Raw genomic sequence first — 17,224 nt, forward strand, 5'->3', positions numbered from 1 at the left:
CGATGAGGTTCAGATCCACTCCGGCCTTGGCGGCCATGGCGTTCGCTTTGCTGCTCGGCGGCTGCGTGTCGCAAGGCCCTTTTCCCTCGCTCGCGCCGCGCCCCGGCGAGGGCGATTTCACGCTGGCCGAGCCGGATCGCCCGGCACCCGTGACCGCCGACGATCCGGCGCTGCGCCGCCAGGTCGAAACGCTCCGTGCAGGCGCGCAGGATGGGCGCCGCGCTTTCGATGACGTCTATGACGAAGGACATGCGGCGATCGGGCGGAGCGGCGTGGAAGGCTCCGACGCATGGGTCGAGGCGCAACAGGCTCTCTCCCGTCTCGAAGCCGCACGCGCCACGACCGCCGACGCTTTGACCCAGCTTCATGGGCTGGCGACCGAGCGCGCCGATCTTCCCACCAGCCGAGCGGATTTCGCGCTGATCCAGAGCGCTATCGCCGAGGTCGAAGACATAGATCAGGCACAGCAGGCGCGGATCGCGCCGCTGCGGGAGCGCCTTACGCCCCGCTGAGCGCGGCCGCGTGTCGCTTGGCCATCTCGACATAATGGGCGACCCCGGCGCGCATTCCGGCGATTTCGGCCTCGCCGAGGTCGCGGACATATTTCGCCGGGCGCCCGGCCCAGAGCTGGCCCGACGGGATGCGCTTGCCCGGCGTCAGCATCGCGCCGGCGGCCAGCATCGCGTCGCCCGCGATGACGCAGCCGTCCATGACGATGGACCCCAGACCGACGAAGGCGCGGTCCTCCAGCGTGCAGCCATGGATCATCGCCATGTGGCCGATCAACACATCCTCGCCGATGATCGTCGGGAAGCCCTCGTCATGGCCCGGCTCGGGCGAATCGACATGAATGACGGTGCCGTCCTGTACATTGCTGCGCGCGCCGATCCGGATGCGGTTCACGTCGCCGCGCAGCACGCAATTGTACCAGATGCTCGCCTCCGGCCCGATCTCGATGTCGCCGATCAGCCGCGCGCCGGGCGCGACGAACGCGGCGGGGTCGATTAGCGGCGTCTTGCCGGCGAAGCTGAGCAGGGTCATGGCCGCCACTCGCTCCGCTCGATGCGGTAGACGATGGTCGGGCTGAGCTCGCCAGTGAAACGGGGGTCGACATAATCCAGGTCCGCCCGGCGAGTCATGCCGAGCTTTTCCATCAAGCCCCAGCTCGCCTCGTTCCCGATGCAGGTGAGCGCCACCACATGGGGCGCGGCGAGCGGGCCGAAGGCGAAATCGAGCGAAGCGATCGCCGCTTCTTTCGCATAGCCCTGCCCCCAGGCGTCTGCGCGCAGCCGCCAGCCGATCTCATGATCGCCGGCGACCGGCGAAGTGTCTCCTTCGGCGATCTTGAGCCCGCAAAAGCCGAGCAATTCCGCGTCTGTCTTGCGCTCCATCGCCCAGAAGGTGAAGCCAAGCTCCTCCTGCCAACGCATGATCCGCTCGCGCACCGGCGCTTCCGCTTCCTCCGGCGCCAGCACGCCGCCCAGCCAGCGCATCACCTCGGGCGTGTTGGTATGGCGCACGAACGGCGCGATATCCGCCTCCGTCCAGTCGCGCAGGCACAAGCGCTGCGTTTCGATCGCGGTCATATCAGCTTCCGGGCCACAGGCTGGGATAGTTGATGATCGGCAGGATCGAGGCGTGATCGTCGCTCCAGCCCGAGAAGCCCGGCCTGGGCTCCAGCGTTTCCCACAGCGCGCTGTCTTCGCCGGACAGGGCCACCAGCCGCTCGATCGTGCCGGGATCGCGCGACAGGGCGATCCAGACCGAGATCGTCGCGTTGAGCTCGCTCTCTTCGTCGCGCTCCGGCACATATTGCATCATCGCCGCCGTCCAGCCGCCGCGCTGCGCGATGTCGGCGATGACGGGCCGCAGATCGAGATAGCGGTTGGAGACGTGGAACAGGACGATGCCGCTATGCTGCACGGCGCGCCCATATACCGCCAGCGCTTCGCGGGTGAGCAGGTGCATTGGCACCGCGTCGGAGGAGAAGGCGTCCACCGCCAGCAGGTCGATCGAATCGGCCGGTTCGTGATCGACGCTGATCCGCGCGTCGCCCAGCACCATCCGGGCGTCGGGCGCACATTCTCTCAGGAAGGTGAAGCGGTCGCGCGCCACATCGACCATCGCCGGATCGATCTCGAAGAAGGTCCAGGGCTGGCCAGCCTGGCGGTAGCAGGCAAGCGTTCCCGTCCCCAGCCCGATCACGCCGATCCGCGCGCCAGGACCGTACAGCGCGTCGGCATTGGCGAGCGCGAGGCCGATGCCGGAGCGGCGAGCATAATAGCTGGTCGGCACCGTCTCCAGTCCCGGCGTCAGATTCTGGATACCGTGGAGCGTCGTGCCGTGAGTCAGCACCCGCGCCGATCCGTCGGCCCGGTCATAGACCTCGTAGATCCCGAAATAGGACCGGGTGCGTTCGTCGCCGGTCGAACGTGCGAGCGTCGACCAGCCGCCATAGCTCAGCATCAGCGCGGCGAGCGCCACCGTGAACGGCCAGCGCCGGCCGAGGCAGGCGAGCGCGAACAACGAGACGGTGATGCTGCTCGTCATCGCCGTCATCGGCGTCCTGCCGAGATAGCCCTGCTCGCCCAGGAAGGAGAGCGCGAGCGCGCCGGCGGGCAGCGCGACGGCCAGGACGCGGATGAGCCGCTCCGGCCAGGGCACCAGCGCATATTGGGGGACGAGCAAAGCGGCGGCGAGGATCAGCAGCGGATGCTCGTAGGCCCAGTCGAACAACAGGGGCGCGACGATGGCGCAGAACAGCCCGCCCAGCATCCCGCCGAAGGACAGGAGCAGGTAGAATCGGGTCAGATGGTCCACCGCCGGACGCAGCCGGAACATCTCGCTGTGCAGCGCCACGGCGACCACGAACAGCAGGACGAGCCCCAGGCTGGCCGAAACGAACGGATTGCGCGTCCCGTCGCTGAAGGCGAGACCGCCGGCGATCAGGATGACGAGCGGCGCGGCGACGGTGATGAGCTCCGCCGGGCGCCGCCGCGCCGCGAAGGCGATCACCCAGCTCAGCAGATAGAGGCCGAGCGGCAGCACCCACAGCAGCGGCATCGCCACGATATCGGTGGTGAGGTGCGTCGTCGTCGACAGCATCAGCCCGGACGGCACGGCCGCGAGCAGCGCCCAGTGCGCCATGCGCCGCGTGCTGGGGGGCGGCGTGGTTTCTTCCGGCACCGCCTCCACCGCGTCGGCCGGCACCGTGAAGGCACAGCCGGCCACGAGCACGACCAGCACCGCATAGATGCCCGTCCACAGCCAGCTCTGCTGCTGCAGCGTCATCAGCGGCTCGACGATCAGCGGATAGGAAATGAGGCCAGCGAAGCTGCCGAGATTGGAAGCGGCGTAGAGCGGATAGGGATCGCCCCGGCTGGTTTCGAGCGCATACCAGCGCTGCATCAATGGTGCCTGCGCGGAAACGATGAAGAAGACCGGTCCGATCGACGACAGCAGGAACCAGGGCACCCAGAAGGCCGGCTCGCCGGTCGCGGGAGGGAGCGCGGAGGTGAGGCCGATCGGGAGCCACAAGGCGGCGACGCCGAACAGCAGCAGGTGGATGCCGGCCTGGCGCCGGGGCCGCAGATGCGCGATCCGGTGGGCATAGGCATAGCCGGCGAGCAGCAGGAACTGATAGACCAGCATCGCACTGTTCCAGACCGACGGCGCGCCGCCGAGCCGGGGCAGCGCCATGCGCGCGATCATCGGCTGGGTCAGGAACAGCAGGAACGAGCCCAGCACGATGGTGGTGAGGAAGAGAGGGCGCGCGTAGCGCTCGTCGAGCCGGGCACCGGTCAGTTCGCTGGCCAAGATTCCCGTCCCTTCGTTACTGAGATGATAGCAGCCGCGCCGCGACCGGCGCATGATAGGTCAGCACGCCCGAAGCGCCGGCGCGCTTGAACGCGGTCAGCGTTTCGAGCAGCAGCGCGTCGCGGTCCCCAGCCCCTGCCGCCGCCGCGGCCTCGATCATCGCATATTCGCCGGACACCTGATAAACGAAAACAGGGACTTCGAAGCGTTCCTTCACGCGGCGAACGATATCGAGATAGGGCAGGCCCGGCTTCACCATGACATGATCCGCACCCTCGACGAGATCGGCGGCGACCTCGCGCAGCGCCTCCTCGGCATTGGCCGGGTCCATCTGGTAGGTCTTCTTGTCGCCCTTCAGCAGCCCGCGCGAGCCGACCGCGTCGCGGAACGGGCCGTAGAAGGCGCTCGCATATTTGGCGGCATAGGCCAGGATCTGGACGTTCGCATGGCCCGCCTGCTCGAGCGCCGAGCGGATCGAGCCGACGCGCCCGTCCATCATGTCCGACGGCGCGACGATGTCCGCCCCCGCCTCGGCCTGGATCAAAGCCTGGCGGGCGAGGATCTCCACGGTGGCGTCGTTCAGCACATAGCCGGCATCGTCGGTGATCCCGTCATGGCCGTGCGCGGTATAGGGATCGAGCGCGACATCGGTGAGCACCCCCACCTCAGGCGCCGCGTCCTTGGCGGCCTTGACCGCGCGGCAGATCAGGTTGTCGGCGTCGAGCGCCTCGCGCGCATCGTCGGTGCGCAACCGAGCCGGCGTGTTCGGAAAGAGCGCGATGCAGGGAATACCGAGATCGCGCGCCTCGCGCGCCCGCGCCGCGATGCCGTCGAGCGACCAGCGCGACACGCCGGGCAGCGCGGCGATCGGCTCCTCAACGCCCTCCCCTTCGGTCACGAACAAAGGCCAGATCAGGTCCGACGGCGTGAGCACCGTCTCGGCGACCAGCGCGCGGCTCCAGGCGGCGGCACGGGTGCGGCGCAGGCGCAAGGCGGGGTAAGCGGCGGCGGTCATTGCGGTGAGGGCTTAGCGTGGCGGCGCGCATCCGCAAAGGGTCATGGATACGGAAAGGTTCTGGCGTGTTAATGGCGGCCATGTCCGCGTCCATCCCCAAGGAAGCCGTCCTCATCGTCAACGCACATTCGCGCAAGGGGCGCGCCTTGTTCCGCAAGGCCGCATTCGCGCTGCGCGAGGCCGGCATCCGCCTCACCGCTGCACATGGGCTGCGCGATCCCGGGGAGCTGATCCCCACCGTCAAGGCGGCGGTGGCGGGCGGCGCGCCGATGGTGATCGTCGGCGGCGGCGACGGCTCGCTCTCCTGCGCGGTGGACGAGCTGGTCGGGCGCGACTGCGTCTTCGCTTTGCTCCCGCTCGGCACCGCCAACAGCTTCGCGCGCACGCTCGGCATCCCGCTCGATCTGGAAGGCGCGGTCGAGACGATCGCCACCGGGCGCCGCCGCCGGGTCGATCTCGGCGTGATCGACGGCGATTATTTCGCCAACAGCGCGGCGATCGGCCTGTCGCCGCTGATCGGCGCGACGGTGCCGCATGGTCTGAAGCGGTGGCTCGGACGGATCGGCTATCTCTCCTGGGCACTGCTGTGCATGCTGCGCTTCCGCCCTTTCCGCCTCACCGTCGAACAGGGCGGCCGGACCGAGACGCTCTCCGCGCTCGAGGTTCGCATCGCCAACGGCGGCTTCCACGGCGGCGTCGAGGTGGTCGAGGGCGCCGAGGTCGACAGCGGCGAAATCGTCGTTCAGGCCGTCACCGGCCACGAAAAGAGCCGGCTGGTCCGCAACTGGCTGGCGATCCTCGCCAGGCCCTCCGCGCGCAAGGAAACGGTCCGCGACTTTCGCGGCAAAAGCCTGCGCATCGTCACCGATCCGCCGCTGCCCATCTCGATCGACGGCGAAGTCACCGGCCGCACGCCCGCCAAGGTGGAGATCGCCGGGCGCGCGATCGAGGTGGTGGTGCCGGCCTGAAGCTGTCGCCTTTGAAGCGCCCTCAATATGCTCCCGCGAAAGCGGGAACACAGAAAAGTCAGCCCAGCCGCGCCAGCGCGGCGCGATATTTCTCGGCCTCCGCCGCCTTCTCGGCATGATCGGAGCGGGCCTTCTCCACCGCCTCCGGCTTGGCGCGCTCGACAAAGCTGGGATTGGCGAGCCGTGCGGCCAGCGAATCGCGTTCCTTCTCGGCGGCTTCGGCGGCCTTGAGAAGTCGCGCCTTCTCGGCGGCGATATCGATCACCCCTTCGAGCGGCAGGATATAGGTCGCCTCGTCCACCACGATCTGCGCCGCGCCGCCATCAGGCGCATCGCCCGCCGCCAGCTCGGTCCGTGCAAGCCGGGCCAGCGCCGCCTGATGACGGCCCAGCCGCGCCGCGGTGCCGGCATCGGCCCCGCGCACATGGAGCGGCAGCTTCGCTCCAGGCGGCACGTTGAGCTCGGAGCGCGCGGCGCGGATGCCGCTGACCAGCCGGATCAGCCAGTCGATCTCCGGCCCAGCCTCCGGATCGAGCGCGCGCGCGTCGGCCATCGGCCATTTCGCGGTGATCAGCGGATAATCCGCCCGCACACCCATCGCGCCCCACAGCTCCTCGGTGACGAAGGGCATGAACGGGTGGAGCATGACCAGGATCTGGTCCAGCACCCAGCCGGCGATCTCCTTGGTTTCCGTGTCGATCTGCCCCTTGATCAGCTCCAGATACCAGTCGCAGAAGGTCGCCCAGGTGAACTGGTAGATGGTGTTGGCGCTCTCGTCGAAGCGCAGCTCGGCCAGCGCGAGGTCGAGCGTCTGGACGGTCTTCACCGTCTCGCCGACAATCCACTTGTTGACCGGCAGCGTCGCGGCCGGCGGCTCGATCGCCTTGGATGCGCCGATTCCGTTGGCCTGGCAGAAGCGCGCCGCGTTCCACAGTTTGGTCGCGAAGTTGCGATAGCCCTCGACGCGCTTCTCATCGAGCTTGATGTCGCGCCCCTGGCTCTCCATCGCCGCCAGCGTGAAGCGCAGGGCGTCCGCGCCGTATCTGTCGATCAGCCCCAGCGGATCGACCGTATTGCCCTTGGACTTGGACATCTTCTGGCCCTTGGCGTCGCGGACCAGCCCGTGGAGATACAATGTCTTCCACGGCCTTTCTCCCATGAACTCATAGCCCTGCATCGCCATGCGGGCGTCCCAGAAGAAGATGATGTCGAAGCCGGAGACGAGCACGTCGTTCGGATAATGCCGGCGCAACTCCTCGGTCTGCTCCGGCCAGCCCAAGGTCGCGAACGGCCACAAAGCGGAGGAGAACCAGGTGTCGAGCACGTCGGGATCGCGGGTCAGCTTGCGGTTGCCCGCCTTGCGCTGCGCCTCCTCCTCGGTCTCCGCGGCGTAGCACTTGCCGTCCTCGTCATACCAGGCCGGGATTTGATGCCCCCACCAGAGCTGGCGCGAGACGCACCAGGGCTGGATATTCTCCAGCCAGTTGAACCAGGTCTTCTCCCACGTCTTGGGAACGATCCTGATCTCGCCGGAGCGCACCGCCTCGATCGGTTTCTTCGCCAGCGTCGCCGCATCGACATACCATTGGTCGGTCAGCCAGGGCTCGATCACCACGCCGGAACGGTCGCCATAAGGCGTCTGGATAACGCGATCCTCGACCCGCTCGAGCCGCCCCGCTTCCTCCAGCAATTCGACCACCCGTTTGCGCGCCTCGAACCGGTCGAGGCCGAGCAGTTCGTCGGGGATCAGCCCGTCGGCGGTCTGGATCACCTTGGCGTCGGCATCGAGCATGTTGAGCATCTCGGCCGGCTTGAACCCCGCGCGAACGCCCACCTCGAAGTCGTTGAAATCATGGCCCGGCGTGATCTTCACCGCGCCCGAGCCCAGCTCCGGATCGGCATGTTCGTCGGTGATGACCGGGATCAGCCGCCCGGTGATCGGATGGCGGATATTCCGGCCGACGAGCGCCGTATAGCGTTCGTCCTCCGGATTCACCGCCACCGCCATGTCGGCCAGCATCGTCTCGGGCCGGGTGGTGGCGACCGAGATATGGCCCGAGCCGTCCTCCAAAGGATAAGAGAGGTGCCAGAACTTGCCCTGCACCTCCTTCGTCTCGACCTCCAGGTCGGAGATGGCGGTCTTGAGGCCCGGGTCCCAGTTCACCAGGCGCTTGTCGCGGTAGAGCAATTTGCGCTCGTACAGCTCGACGAAGACCTTGAGCACGGCCTTCGAGAAGCCCTCGTCCATCGTGAACCGCTCGTTCGACCAGTCGCACGATGCGCCGAGCCGGCGGAGCTGGCGGGTGATCTGCCCGCCGCTCTCCGCCTTCCACTCCCAGACCTTGTCGATAAAGCCGTCGCGGGTGAAATCGGTGCGCTTCTCGCCGCGCGCGTTCATCTGCCGCTCGACCACCATCTGGGTCGCGATGCCGGCATGGTCCATGCCGACCACCCACAGCGCGTCCTTGCCCTGCATCCGCGCGTGTCGGATCAATATGTCCTGCAGCGTATTGTCCAGCGCATGGCCGATATGAAGCGATCCCGTCACGTTGGGCGGCGGGATCACGATCGTGAAGGGCTCGGCCGTATCGCGCGCGGGCCGGAACAGCCCCTTGCCTTCCCAATGCGCGTACCAGCGCGCCTCGATCGGACCGGGCTCGAATGTCTTGGGCAGTTCGCTCATGACAGGCGCTTTAGCGCGCCGGCGCGTCTCCGCCAGCCCCCCTTAGCCATCTCTCCAGCCAGCCATGCACCTCGCGATACCATTGGATCGAGTTTTGCGGCCGCAGGATCCAGTGATTCTCGTCGGGATAGACGACGAGGCGCGAGGGGATGTTCCGCCGCTGGAGCGCGGTGAAGATGCCGAGCGACTGGCTGTAGGGAATGCGGAAATCGAGCTCGCCGTGGATGACGAGCGTCGGCGTCTGCCAGCGATCGACCAGGCTCACCGGATTGTGCCGCTCATAGGCTTCGGCGCTCTGGAAATAGGGCCCGCCGAACTCCCATTCGGTGAACCACAATTCCTCCGTCTCATAGGCCATGGCGCGCAGGTCGAAGATGCCGGCATGGGTGACGAGGCATTTGAAGCCGTCCGGCCAGGCGCCCGCGATCCAGGTCGTCATATAGCCGCCATAGGAGCCGCCCAGCGCGCAGGCATTGGCGATGTCGAGCTGGGCGTCCTGCCGCCCCGCGGCGGCAAGGCCGAGGCGCAAATCCTCCAGCGGCGCGCCGCCCCAGTCGCGGTTGATCGCGTCGGTGAAGGCCTGGCCGTAGCCGGTCGACCCGTGGAAATCGACCGACACGGCGGCATAGCCCGGCGCCGCGAACAGGCGCGGATTCCAGCGATAGGACCATGAATTGCCGAACGAGCCCTGCGGCCCGCCGTGGATCAGGAAGGCGACGGGCAGACGTCCGGGCACATTGGCGGGCCGCAATATCTGCCCCCACACCGTGTCGCCATTGGCGCCGGCGAAGCTGAACCGCTCATAGCGCACCGGATCGAGCTCGCCGAGCAAGGCGGCGTTGATCGCGGTCACGGGAACAACCTCCCCGGCGCGGTTCATCCGGTACAAATCGTCCGGCTGCTCGATCGTGTTGCGGGTGAAGACCGCGCCCTCGTGGGTCGGCACGACATTGCCGATCGTGCCGGCTTCGGTGAGCCGGGTGACGCGCCCGCTGCGCACATCGACACGGAACAGCGGCGTGTCGAGCGTGTCCTGCGCGGTCACCAGCAGGCTGCGCGAATCGGGCGCCCAGGCGATCGAGCCGACCGAGCGGTCCCAGTCCGCCGTCAGCGCCCGCGTCTCGCCGCTGCGCAGGTCGCGCAGCTGGACGACCAGGCGGTCGGCCTCGTAGCCGGGCCGCGCCATCGCCGCATAAGCGAGCCAGCGCCCGTCCGGCGAGACGGCCGGTGTCGTATCGGTCGCGCGGTTGGCCGCGGTCAGATTGACCGGTGGGGCGCTGCCGTCGGCGGGCACGGCATGGATGTCGAGATTGGTGGACAGGGGCTCGTCCCGGCCGGCTTCGCGCAGCGTGAAATAGAGCGTGCGCCCATCCGGGCTCCAGGCGGTCTCCTCGCCGCCCCCGAACGGCTTGGTCGGCGCATTGCCGCTGGTTCCGGACACCGCAACGCCGCCGCCCTGCGGTCGTCCGTTCACCATCGGGAAGGTGAAGATGCGCGAATGGATGCCCGGCTCGATCCAGCTGTCCCAATGGCGCACGAAGGTTTCGTCATAGACGCGGGCGCTGCCGTGCGGCTCCAGCTCGGGCACATTGGCGCAGTTGAAATCCTCGCAGGCGCGGTCGAGATCGGCCCACAAAGCGATCCGATCGCCGCTCGGGGCGAGCGCATAGCCCGAAATGCCGTTGGCGAGATCGGTGACCCGCTCCGGCGCGCCCGACGGCAAAGCGACGCGCCAGAGCTGGTCGCTACCCGATGCGTTGCTGAGATAATAGAGCCAGCGCCCGTCGGCGGAGAAGGCAGGCGATTGCTCGTTATGCTCTGGCGTCGAGGCGATCCGCACCGCTTCGCCGTCCGTCCTGTTCAGGTCCAGCAGCCACAGGTCGGTACGGCCGCGATTTGCCTCCAGGTCCGTCTCGCGCAGCTGATAGACGACCCATCGTCCGTCCGGCGACACGGCCGGCGCGCCGATCCGCTTCATCGTGGCGAGGTCGGTGGCGGTCATCGGGCGGGCGGAAGCGGCGGAGGCCGAGGCGATGGCGAGCGCGGCGAGGCTCGCGGCGAGCAGCTTTTTCATGGTGCGATGGCTAGCACCGGCACAAAGGTGCGGAAAGCCTTTCCTTTGCCGGAACGGCTAGAGGCTGCGGCCGGTGATCCGGGCGATCTCGCGGGTGACGAGCTGCTCGACGATGCCGGGCAGATGCTCGTCCAGCCAGTCCTTCAGCATCGGACGCAGCATGTCGCGCACCGCCGCTTCCAGAGCGCCGGGCTCGACCGGCGTCTCGGCCTGCTGGCGCAGGGTCGAAAGCGCGGCAAGCCGTTCGCGGCTGACGGCGGCGACGTCGTTGGACATCAGGCCCCGGTCTTCGGCGACCGGATCGTCAAGCTCCAGAACATCCTCTTCCGGTTCTTCGACGACAGGCGGCTCGGCCGGCGCGGCGCGGCGCACGCGCGGGCTTGCCGGCGCGATGCGGCCATCCTCCGCGATCACTTTCTTGATCGAGGCGAGTATCTCTTCCATCGACGGATCCGGTTGCGCATCACCCATGACGCGCGGCTTATCGCTTATTGCCGCGGCGCTGTCACGGGGCTGTTTGCGTCGGCCGGAACGGTGCGTGTGCCAACCGGGCGGATGGTGGGTCCGTCGTCCCAGTCCGACCAGCTTCCCGCATAGCGGCGGTAATTGACCATGGGGTCGTAAAGCGGCCCGCCGTCGAGATTGAGATCCTCGGCCTCGGCCTGGCCCATCACGTTGAGCAGCTGGAAGCCGGCGACATAAGCGTCGCGGCGGGCGGTGACGAGCAGGACCTGGCTGTTCAGCAGCTCCTGCTCGGCATTGAGCACGTCGAGCACGTTGCGGGTGCCGACGGTCTGCTCGGCGCGAGTACCCTCCAGCGCCAGCTCGTTGGCGGCGACCGCGATCGTGTTCGATTCGATCGCGTCATTGGCGGCCGCGTAAGCGGCGAAGGCCGCGCGGCTGTTCGCGACGACGGCGCGCTCGACCGAAATCGATTGCTCGAGCAGCTGTCCGTGCCGGGCATTGGCCTGACGCACGCGCGCGCCCGCCGCGCCGCCCTGGTAGAGCGGCACGGTCAGCGACACGCCGACCCCGGCGCTCGTGGTGTTTTCCGGGCTCAGCGCGGGTCCGGTCACGCCGCGGTCGTTGGTGCCCAGCGTGTCGATATAGCGGACCCGGCTGGTGCCGGAGATGGTCGGCAGGCGATTGCCCTGCGCGGCGCGGACATCGAAGCCGGCGGCGCGCGCCTGGGCGGCGATCGATTCGAGATCGGCGTTGTTGGCGAGCGCGACCTCGGCCGCGTCGTCCTGTGCGGCCGGCAGCGGCGGCAGGGACGGCGGCGGCTGCAGGTCGCCCGGCGCCACCCCGATCACCCGCTCGTAATTCTGCTCGCTGGCCTCCAGCCGCCCCTGGGCGATGGCGAGATTGCTGCGCGCCAGCGCCAGCCGCGCCTCGGATTGGGCGACATCGGTGCGGGTCAGGTCGCCGACCTCGAAACGATCGCGCGTCGCCTGTAAATTGGTGTCGAGCACGCGGACTTGGTTGAGGTTGAGCTGGACGATCGACCGGTCGCGGATCACGTCCATATAGGCGGCCACCGCCTCGGTGAAGATATCGCCCTCGGTCGCGCGCAGGTCGGCCCGCCCCGCATCGACGCGGCTGTTGGCGGCGCGCACGGAATTGCGGATCGAGCCGCCGGCGTAAAGCGGCACGCGCAGATTTGCCCCAACGCTGATGTCCCGCTGATTGACACCGATATTGCGGGTCACGAGATCCTGATCGAAGACGGCGTCGCCGTTGAGCTGCGGCCGGCCCTGCGCCCGGGCGATCGCCACGCTCTCGTCGGTCGCGCGCAATGACTGGCGCTGGGCCATCAGCGTCGGATTGGTCTCGTAGGTGCGCACCAGCGCGTCGCGGAGCGTCATCCCCGGGCCGGCCGCAACCGCCTGAGCCTGCGCCGTTTCCGCCGGCGCCTGCGCGAGAGCGGCGCCGTTCCACGTCATCGCGGCCAACCCCACCGCAGCAAGCAACCGTCCCCGCATCACTGGTCTCGCTCCATCCTTCAAAAGCTGAAAATCTTGGGCTTCTCGAAGCCCGGCAGCGGCGCCACGGCGGCATCCGCATAAGTGACCGCGCCGAACGCGCCGCCGACCACCCGGCCGACGGCAAGCCGCGCGACGCCCCGGTCGAGCAGCGCCAGCGCGATCCGGCCACCGTCGGCGACCTGATCGACGATCTCCTGGGGCACCTCCTCGACGGCGCCGTCGATCAGCACGACATCGTAGGGCGCGCCGGCCGCCCAGCCCCGGCCCAGCGGACCTTCGACCAGCTCGACGGCGGTGCCGGCCAGCGCCGCGCGCGCCTCGGCCGCCAGCTTCGCGTCCTGCTCCAGCGCCACCACCGAAGCCGTCAGCCGCGCCATCACCGCCGCCGCATAGCCGGTCGCCGCGCCGATCACGAGCGCGCGCTCGCTTCCGTCCAGCCGCGCCTCGGTGAGCAGCCGCCCCAGCGCCATCGGCGGGTTCATCGCCCGGCCGTCGCCCAGCGGCAGCATCGTATCTGCATAAGCGAGCAGGGCACGCTCGGCGGGGAGGAACGTTTCGCGCGGGACCTCGCCCATCGCGGCGATCACGCGCGGGTCGTTCACTCCGGTGGTCCGGAGCTGGCTCGCCACCATGGCGCGGCGCATCGTTGCGAAATCCAGGTCTGTCATCGTCGCGGCTCTACTCGCATAACTGTTATAGTGATGCAATACACTTGTTGGTCCTTGCGGCTTTTATCGGCAAGCATCCGCCCCGCCAAGCGGAAGCGTCCCCGTCTTGCCACCAGCAAGGGACGTGCCACCCCGCCCTTCTCGGAGCGCCGGGCCGGGGGCCGCCGAATCTGTCCGCCGCCGGACGGAAATGTCCGGATACGGACATCTCGCGCCGCCTTTCGGTTCTGCTATGGCGCGGGTGTGAGCGAGCAACGGCATCCGGACGGCCCCTTCGACCGCGCGCTGCGGCGCTTGCGGCGCGACCGCGCGGCGCGGGCCGGCGCGGACCCGCGCTATCTTCACCGCCGCGCCGCCGACGAGCTGCTGGAGCGACTCGACCTGGTGGCGCGCGATTTCCGTACCGCTCTTGATCTCGGCGGCGGCGATGGCTGGCTGGCCGGCCGGCTCGAAGCGCGCGGGCTCGATGTGATCCGTGCCGATTCGGGCCGGTTCTTCGCCGCCGGCGGGGTCCGGTGCGACGAGGATCGCCTTCCCTTCGCCGACGGGGCCTTCGACCTGGTCGTCTCGGTCGGCGTGCTCGACACGGTGAACGATCTGCCCGGTGCGCTGACCCTGATTCGCCGCGCGCTGCGGCCGGACGGGCTGTTCCTCGCCGCTTTCGCCGGGGCGGGCAGCCTGGCGATGCTGCGCGCCGCCCTGCGCGCGGCCGAGGAAGCGGAAGGCCGCGATCCCGCGCCGCGCCTCCATCCGCAGATCGATGCGCGCGCCGCCGGCGATCTGCTTGCGCGGGCCGGTTTCGCGCTGCCGGTAGTGGATCGGGACAATGTCATGGTGCGATTCGGCACGTTCGCGGCCCTGCTGCGCGATCTGCGCGGCATGGCGGGCGGCAATCTGCTCCTCTCCCGCGCCCGCCGCCCGTTCGGCCGGTCCGGCTATGCCGCCGCCGCCGCGGCCTTCGCGGCCCGCGCCGATGCCGACGGCAAGACCGCAGAGACGTTCGACATCCTCTATCTGAGCGGCTGGGCGCCATCGCCCGATCAGCCGCGCCCGGCCCGGCGCGGCAGCGCCACCGCCTCGCTCGCCGACGCGCTGAAGCCGAAAGGCTAGATCAGCCGCTCCAGCAGCTCGATCAGCGGCGCGTCCGCCGGCGGCATCGCCAGCCCACGCATGTCGGCCGGATATTCCCAGCGCAGCGCGCTCGCGTCGAGCGGTTCGGGCGTTCCCGCCCATTCCCGGCACAGGTAGAGCAGCAGGATCATGTGCCGCTCGCCCAGGGTGGCGCTGGCGAAACAGGCGGGGACCAGCGCCGCTTCGTCAATCCGGATGCCCAGCTCCTCGGCCAGCTCCCGCGCGAGCCCCGCCTCTGGACGCTCGTCGGGTTCGACTTTCCCGCCCGGAAACTCCCAGAGCCCCGCCATCGCCCGCCCCGGCGCGCGTCGTTGCAGCAGCACGCGCCCCGATTCGTCGATCAGCGCCGCCGCCACCACCATCATCGTCGGATTTTTTTGCAACAGGGCGCTTCCCGATAGGATTTCATTAACGACGCAGGGCTTAATTCGGCCGTCAGGGCTGTCACGCCCGGCAAGGGAGGCCGGAAGCGATGCGGGTTTTCATCGGTATATTCAAGGACGAGAGCGGCGCGACCGCGGTGGAATACGGCCTGATCCTGGCGTTGATCTTCCTCGCCATGGTCGGCGCGGTGTCCCAGTTCGCCGATGGCACCATCACGATGTGGGACAGCATCTCCAACCAGGTGCGCAACGCCTGACCCATTAAATGTTTGGAAACTAGTCTGCCGTAGGACGAACGAAGCTGACCCCAGAATAGCCAAGCGCGGGCGGCATGGAAGTGGACACTTCCGAAGTGGAATTGGAACCAAGGAGACCGGAAATGCAGTTCATTCGCAAGATGATCAAAGACACCAAGGGTGCGACCGCCATCGAGTACGGCCTGATCGCCGCCCTGATCGCGGTTGCCGCGATCACCGCCATGCAGGGCCTCGGCTCGCAGCTCGGCACGACCTTCAACACGGTCACCGACGAAATGGCCAAGGGCAACCCGTAAGCCATTCGATCCTGTCGAACGGACGGGGCGGCGGAACTCAGGTTCCGCCGCCCTTTTCGTATCCGAAGGTCAGCCGATCGCGAGAAACTTCTCGCGTCGCTGCGTCCTGAGCGCGGCGCGCCCGAGCGGCGCGAATGCGTCCAGCTCCTCCTGGATCGCGGCGCCGAGTGCCGCCATCGCCTCGCCGGGATGGCGATGCGCCCCGCCGACCGGCTCCGGGACGATCCGGTCGATGACGCCGAGTTCGGCAAGATGCGCGGCCGTCACCTTCATCGCCTCGGCCGCGTCGGCGGCCTTTTCCGCGGTGCGCCACAGGATCGAGGCGCAGCCTTCCGGCGAGATCACCGAATAGATGCTGTGCTCCAGCATCAGCACGCGGTTCGCCGCCGCGATGGCGATCGCGCCGCCCGATCCGCCCTCGCCGACGATCGCCGCCACCATCGGCACGCCGAGCGCCAGGCATTGCTCGGTCGATCGGGCGATGGCCTCGGCCTGCCCCCGCTCCTCGGCTTGCACGCCGGGGAAGGCGCCGGCGGTGTCGACCAGGGTGACGACGGGCAGCCCGGCCCGGTCGGCGATCTCCATCAGCCGGATCGCCTTGCGATAGCCCTCCGGCCTGGCCATGCCGAAATTGTGCTTCAGCCGGCTCGCCGTGTCGTCGCCCTTCTCATGGCCGATCAGCATCACCTTGCGGTCGCCCAGCCGCGCGAAGCCGCCGACGATCGCTTCGTCCTCGCCGAACGCGCGGTCGCCGGCAAGCGGCAGGAAGTCGGTGACGAGCGCCGCTACATAATCCTTGAAATGCGGGCGCTCCGGATGGCGGGCGACCTGCGTCTTCTGCCAGGGCGTCAGCTTCGCATAGGTGTCGCGCAACAGGCGTTCGGCGCGCTCCTCGAGACGGCCGATCTCCGCCTCGATATTGGCCTCGCCGGCGGATGCCGTGTCCCGGAGCTCGGCGATCCGCGCCTCCAGCTCCGCCACGGGCTTTTCGAAATCGAGATAGGTAACCATTGGCGCGGGGGGTTAGGCTCCGCCGCCGTCCGCGTCAACGCGCGGCCGCTTCGCCCGCGGTGCGTCGGCGAGAGGATGACGGCTGTTCACCAGATCGATCAGCCGGCGCGAATCGACATGGGTGTAGATCTGCGTCGTCGCGATGTCGGCATGGCCGAGCAGCATCTGCACGGCGCGCAGGTCCGCCCCGCCCTCCAGCAAATGGGTGGCGAAGGCGTGGCGCAGCACATGCGGGCTGATCCGTTCCGGCGGGATGCCGGCGGCGGCGGCCAGCTCGCGCACCAGCTGGTAGAGCCGCACCCGGCTGAGATGCTTCTTGCCCGAGGGAAAGAGCCAGAGCGAATCGCGCGGCACATGCGCCGCCCAGTCGGCTACCGCCAGCCGCGCCCGGTCGGAGATCGGCACCAGCCGTTCGCGCCCGCCCTTCCCCTTCAGGATCAGGAAGGGCCGGTCGGGTGCGAGCGCATGGCGGGGCAATGAGACCAGCTCGGTGGCCCGCAGGCCCGAGCCGTAGAGCAGTTCGATCAGGGCGGCGAGGCGCAGCGGCATGATGCCGCCCTCCTCCTTGCGCCGGTCGATCTCGACGAAGAGGGCATCGACGGCGCGATGATCCAGCACCTTTGGCAAGGGCCGCTCCGTGCCGGGCCGCGGCAAGGCGGCGGAAGGATCGTCAGGCCGGTGCCCTTCGTCCTGCAGGAAGCCGAAGAAGCGCCTGAGCGCCGCCGCCTTGCGTGCCACCGTCGCGCGGCTGAGCGGCAGCCAGGCCTTCGCGAGGCCGTGCAATCGCTCGGTCGAGGCCGCCGCGAGCCCGCCCTCCAGCAGCTCGGACGCGCCTTCGAGGTCGCGCCCGTAAGCGAGCAACGTATTGCGCGCCGCACCCGCCTCGGCCGCCATCATCTCGAGGAAGGCGGCGATCAGCCGCCGGTCCTCCAGCGCC

General features: G+C 68.7%; 17 protein-coding genes. 5 read left to right on the forward strand and 12 right to left on the reverse strand.

Translation table 11 applies throughout. The features are described 5' to 3' along the window. Positions 1 to 2: 2 nt before the first annotated feature. Positions 3 to 512: a hypothetical protein gene (locus KF780_10175; protein ID MBX3562162.1), complete on the forward strand. Its 510-nt coding sequence runs from the start codon at positions 3 to 5 to the stop codon at positions 510 to 512. Here KF780_10175 and KF780_10180 read toward each other — a convergent pair. The 4 genes from KF780_10180 to hemB are packed head-to-tail and all read right to left on the reverse strand — an operon-like array spanning position 499 to position 4,831. Continuing rightward, entirely contained in the window at positions 499 to 1,041 is a 543-nt protein-coding gene (locus tag KF780_10180) for a gamma carbonic anhydrase family protein (protein ID MBX3562163.1), read from the reverse strand. The two genes, KF780_10175 and KF780_10180, sit on opposite strands and share 14 nt — an antisense overlap. Continuing rightward, on the reverse strand, positions 1,038 to 1,586 hold the full coding sequence (locus tag KF780_10185; protein ID MBX3562164.1) for a GNAT family N-acetyltransferase: 549 nt from the start codon (positions 1,584 to 1,586) through the stop codon (positions 1,038 to 1,040). The genes KF780_10180 and KF780_10185 overlap by 4 nt, the downstream gene beginning before the upstream one ends. Position 1,587: 1 nt before the next feature. Next, positions 1,588 to 3,870, reverse strand: coding sequence for a fused MFS/spermidine synthase (locus tag KF780_10190; protein MBX3562165.1), 2,283 nt, complete (start codon positions 3,868 to 3,870; stop codon positions 1,588 to 1,590). Beyond that, positions 3,833 to 4,831 (reverse strand): porphobilinogen synthase, encoded by a 999-nt coding sequence (hemB, locus tag KF780_10195; protein ID MBX3562166.1) that lies wholly within the window; start codon positions 4,829 to 4,831, stop codon positions 3,833 to 3,835. The genes KF780_10190 and hemB overlap by 38 nt, the downstream gene beginning before the upstream one ends. A 71-nt stretch (positions 4,832 to 4,902) precedes the next feature. Between hemB and KF780_10200 the strand changes: the two genes are divergently transcribed. Then, a complete protein-coding gene (locus KF780_10200) occupies positions 4,903 to 5,799 on the forward strand; it encodes a diacylglycerol kinase (GenBank protein MBX3562167.1) in 897 nt (298 codons plus the stop codon). A gap of 58 nt (positions 5,800 to 5,857) precedes the next feature. Here the strand turns inward: KF780_10200 and KF780_10205 are convergent, their stop codons facing one another. From KF780_10205 to KF780_10225, 5 genes are all read right to left on the reverse strand, one after another. Continuing rightward, entirely contained in the window at positions 5,858 to 8,482 is a 2,625-nt protein-coding gene (locus KF780_10205; GenBank protein ID MBX3562168.1) for a valine--tRNA ligase, read from the reverse strand. Between the two features lie 10 nt (positions 8,483 to 8,492). Then, entirely contained in the window at positions 8,493 to 10,556 is a 2,064-nt protein-coding gene (locus tag KF780_10210) for a S9 family peptidase (GenBank protein MBX3562169.1), read from the reverse strand. 57 nt (positions 10,557 to 10,613) lie between these two features. Next, the gene (locus KF780_10215) at positions 10,614 to 11,027 is read right to left on the reverse strand and encodes a DUF2497 domain-containing protein (protein ID MBX3562170.1); all 414 of its coding nucleotides are present in this window, start codon (positions 11,025 to 11,027) and stop codon (positions 10,614 to 10,616) included. Between the two features lie 17 nt (positions 11,028 to 11,044). Continuing rightward, entirely contained in the window at positions 11,045 to 12,421 is a 1,377-nt protein-coding gene (locus KF780_10220; protein ID MBX3562171.1) for a TolC family outer membrane protein, read from the reverse strand. 137 nt (positions 12,422 to 12,558) lie between these two features. Continuing rightward, positions 12,559 to 13,209: a protein-L-isoaspartate O-methyltransferase gene (locus KF780_10225; protein ID MBX3562172.1), complete on the reverse strand. Its 651-nt coding sequence runs from the start codon at positions 13,207 to 13,209 to the stop codon at positions 12,559 to 12,561. A 33-nt stretch (positions 13,210 to 13,242) separates the two neighbouring features. On the opposite strand from KF780_10225, the gene KF780_10230 reads away from it, so the two are divergent. Next, on the forward strand, positions 13,243 to 14,319 hold the full coding sequence (locus KF780_10230; protein MBX3562173.1) for a methyltransferase domain-containing protein: 1,077 nt from the start codon (positions 13,243 to 13,245) through the stop codon (positions 14,317 to 14,319). Here the strand turns inward: KF780_10230 and KF780_10235 are convergent. Then, on the reverse strand, positions 14,316 to 14,705 hold the full coding sequence (locus tag KF780_10235) for a (deoxy)nucleoside triphosphate pyrophosphohydrolase (protein ID MBX3562174.1): 390 nt from the start codon (positions 14,703 to 14,705) through the stop codon (positions 14,316 to 14,318). The two genes, KF780_10230 and KF780_10235, sit on opposite strands and share 4 nt — an antisense overlap. A 107-nt stretch (positions 14,706 to 14,812) precedes the next feature. Here KF780_10235 and KF780_10240 point away from each other — a divergent pair, with 107 nt between their 5' ends. Together KF780_10240 and KF780_10245 are read left to right on the forward strand one after the other, a co-directional pair. Beyond that, on the forward strand, positions 14,813 to 14,980 hold the full coding sequence (locus KF780_10240) for a Flp family type IVb pilin (GenBank protein ID MBX3562175.1): 168 nt from the start codon (positions 14,813 to 14,815) through the stop codon (positions 14,978 to 14,980). Positions 14,981 to 15,102: 122 nt separating this feature from the next. Next, entirely contained in the window at positions 15,103 to 15,276 is a 174-nt protein-coding gene (locus KF780_10245; GenBank protein MBX3562176.1) for a Flp family type IVb pilin, read from the forward strand. A gap of 69 nt (positions 15,277 to 15,345) precedes the next feature. Here the strand turns inward: KF780_10245 and KF780_10250 are convergent, their stop codons facing one another. Both KF780_10250 and KF780_10255 read right to left on the reverse strand, forming a co-directional pair. Beyond that, a complete protein-coding gene (locus tag KF780_10250; protein ID MBX3562177.1) occupies positions 15,346 to 16,287 on the reverse strand; it encodes an acetyl-CoA carboxylase carboxyltransferase subunit alpha in 942 nt (313 codons plus the stop codon). Positions 16,288 to 16,299: 12 nt separating this feature from the next. Beyond that, positions 16,300 to 17,220, reverse strand: coding sequence for a tyrosine-type recombinase/integrase (locus KF780_10255; GenBank protein MBX3562178.1), 921 nt, complete (start codon positions 17,218 to 17,220; stop codon positions 16,300 to 16,302). Between the last annotated feature and the right edge of the window lie 4 nt (positions 17,221 to 17,224).

It is taken from the genome of Sphingomonas sp. (assembly GCA_019635535.1).
In the GTDB taxonomy this organism is placed as follows: Bacteria; Pseudomonadota; Alphaproteobacteria; order Sphingomonadales; family Sphingomonadaceae; genus Allosphingosinicella.

Coding starts and splice junctions, on each gene's coding strand:
- KF780_10175 (MBX3562162.1), top strand. CDS start 3: ATGAGGTTCAGATCCACTCCGGCCTTGGCGGCCATGGCGTTCGCTTTG.
- KF780_10180 (MBX3562163.1), bottom strand. CDS start 1,041: ATGACCCTGCTCAGCTTCGCCGGCAAGACGCCGCTAATCGACCCCGCC.
- KF780_10185 (MBX3562164.1), bottom strand. CDS start 1,586: ATGACCGCGATCGAAACGCAGCGCTTGTGCCTGCGCGACTGGACGGAG.
- KF780_10190 (MBX3562165.1), bottom strand. CDS start 3,870: ATGCGCCGGTCGCGGCGCGGCTGCTATCATCTCAGTAACGAAGGGACG.
- hemB (MBX3562166.1), bottom strand. CDS start 4,831: ATGACCGCCGCCGCTTACCCCGCCTTGCGCCTGCGCCGCACCCGTGCC.
- KF780_10200 (MBX3562167.1), top strand. CDS start 4,903: ATGGCGGCCATGTCCGCGTCCATCCCCAAGGAAGCCGTCCTCATCGTC.
- KF780_10205 (MBX3562168.1), bottom strand. CDS start 8,482: ATGAGCGAACTGCCCAAGACATTCGAGCCCGGTCCGATCGAGGCGCGC.
- KF780_10210 (MBX3562169.1), bottom strand. CDS start 10,556: ATGAAAAAGCTGCTCGCCGCGAGCCTCGCCGCGCTCGCCATCGCCTCG.
- KF780_10215 (MBX3562170.1), bottom strand. CDS start 11,027: ATGGGTGATGCGCAACCGGATCCGTCGATGGAAGAGATACTCGCCTCG.
- KF780_10220 (MBX3562171.1), bottom strand. CDS start 12,421: ATGACGCTCCGCGACGCGCTGGTGCGCACCTACGAGACCAATCCGACG.
- KF780_10225 (MBX3562172.1), bottom strand. CDS start 13,209: ATGACAGACCTGGATTTCGCAACGATGCGCCGCGCCATGGTGGCGAGC.
- KF780_10230 (MBX3562173.1), top strand. CDS start 13,243: ATGCAATACACTTGTTGGTCCTTGCGGCTTTTATCGGCAAGCATCCGC.
- KF780_10235 (MBX3562174.1), bottom strand. CDS start 14,705: ATGATGGTGGTGGCGGCGGCGCTGATCGACGAATCGGGGCGCGTGCTG.
- KF780_10240 (MBX3562175.1), top strand. CDS start 14,813: ATGCGGGTTTTCATCGGTATATTCAAGGACGAGAGCGGCGCGACCGCG.
- KF780_10245 (MBX3562176.1), top strand. CDS start 15,103: ATGCAGTTCATTCGCAAGATGATCAAAGACACCAAGGGTGCGACCGCC.
- KF780_10250 (MBX3562177.1), bottom strand. CDS start 16,287: ATGGTTACCTATCTCGATTTCGAAAAGCCCGTGGCGGAGCTGGAGGCG.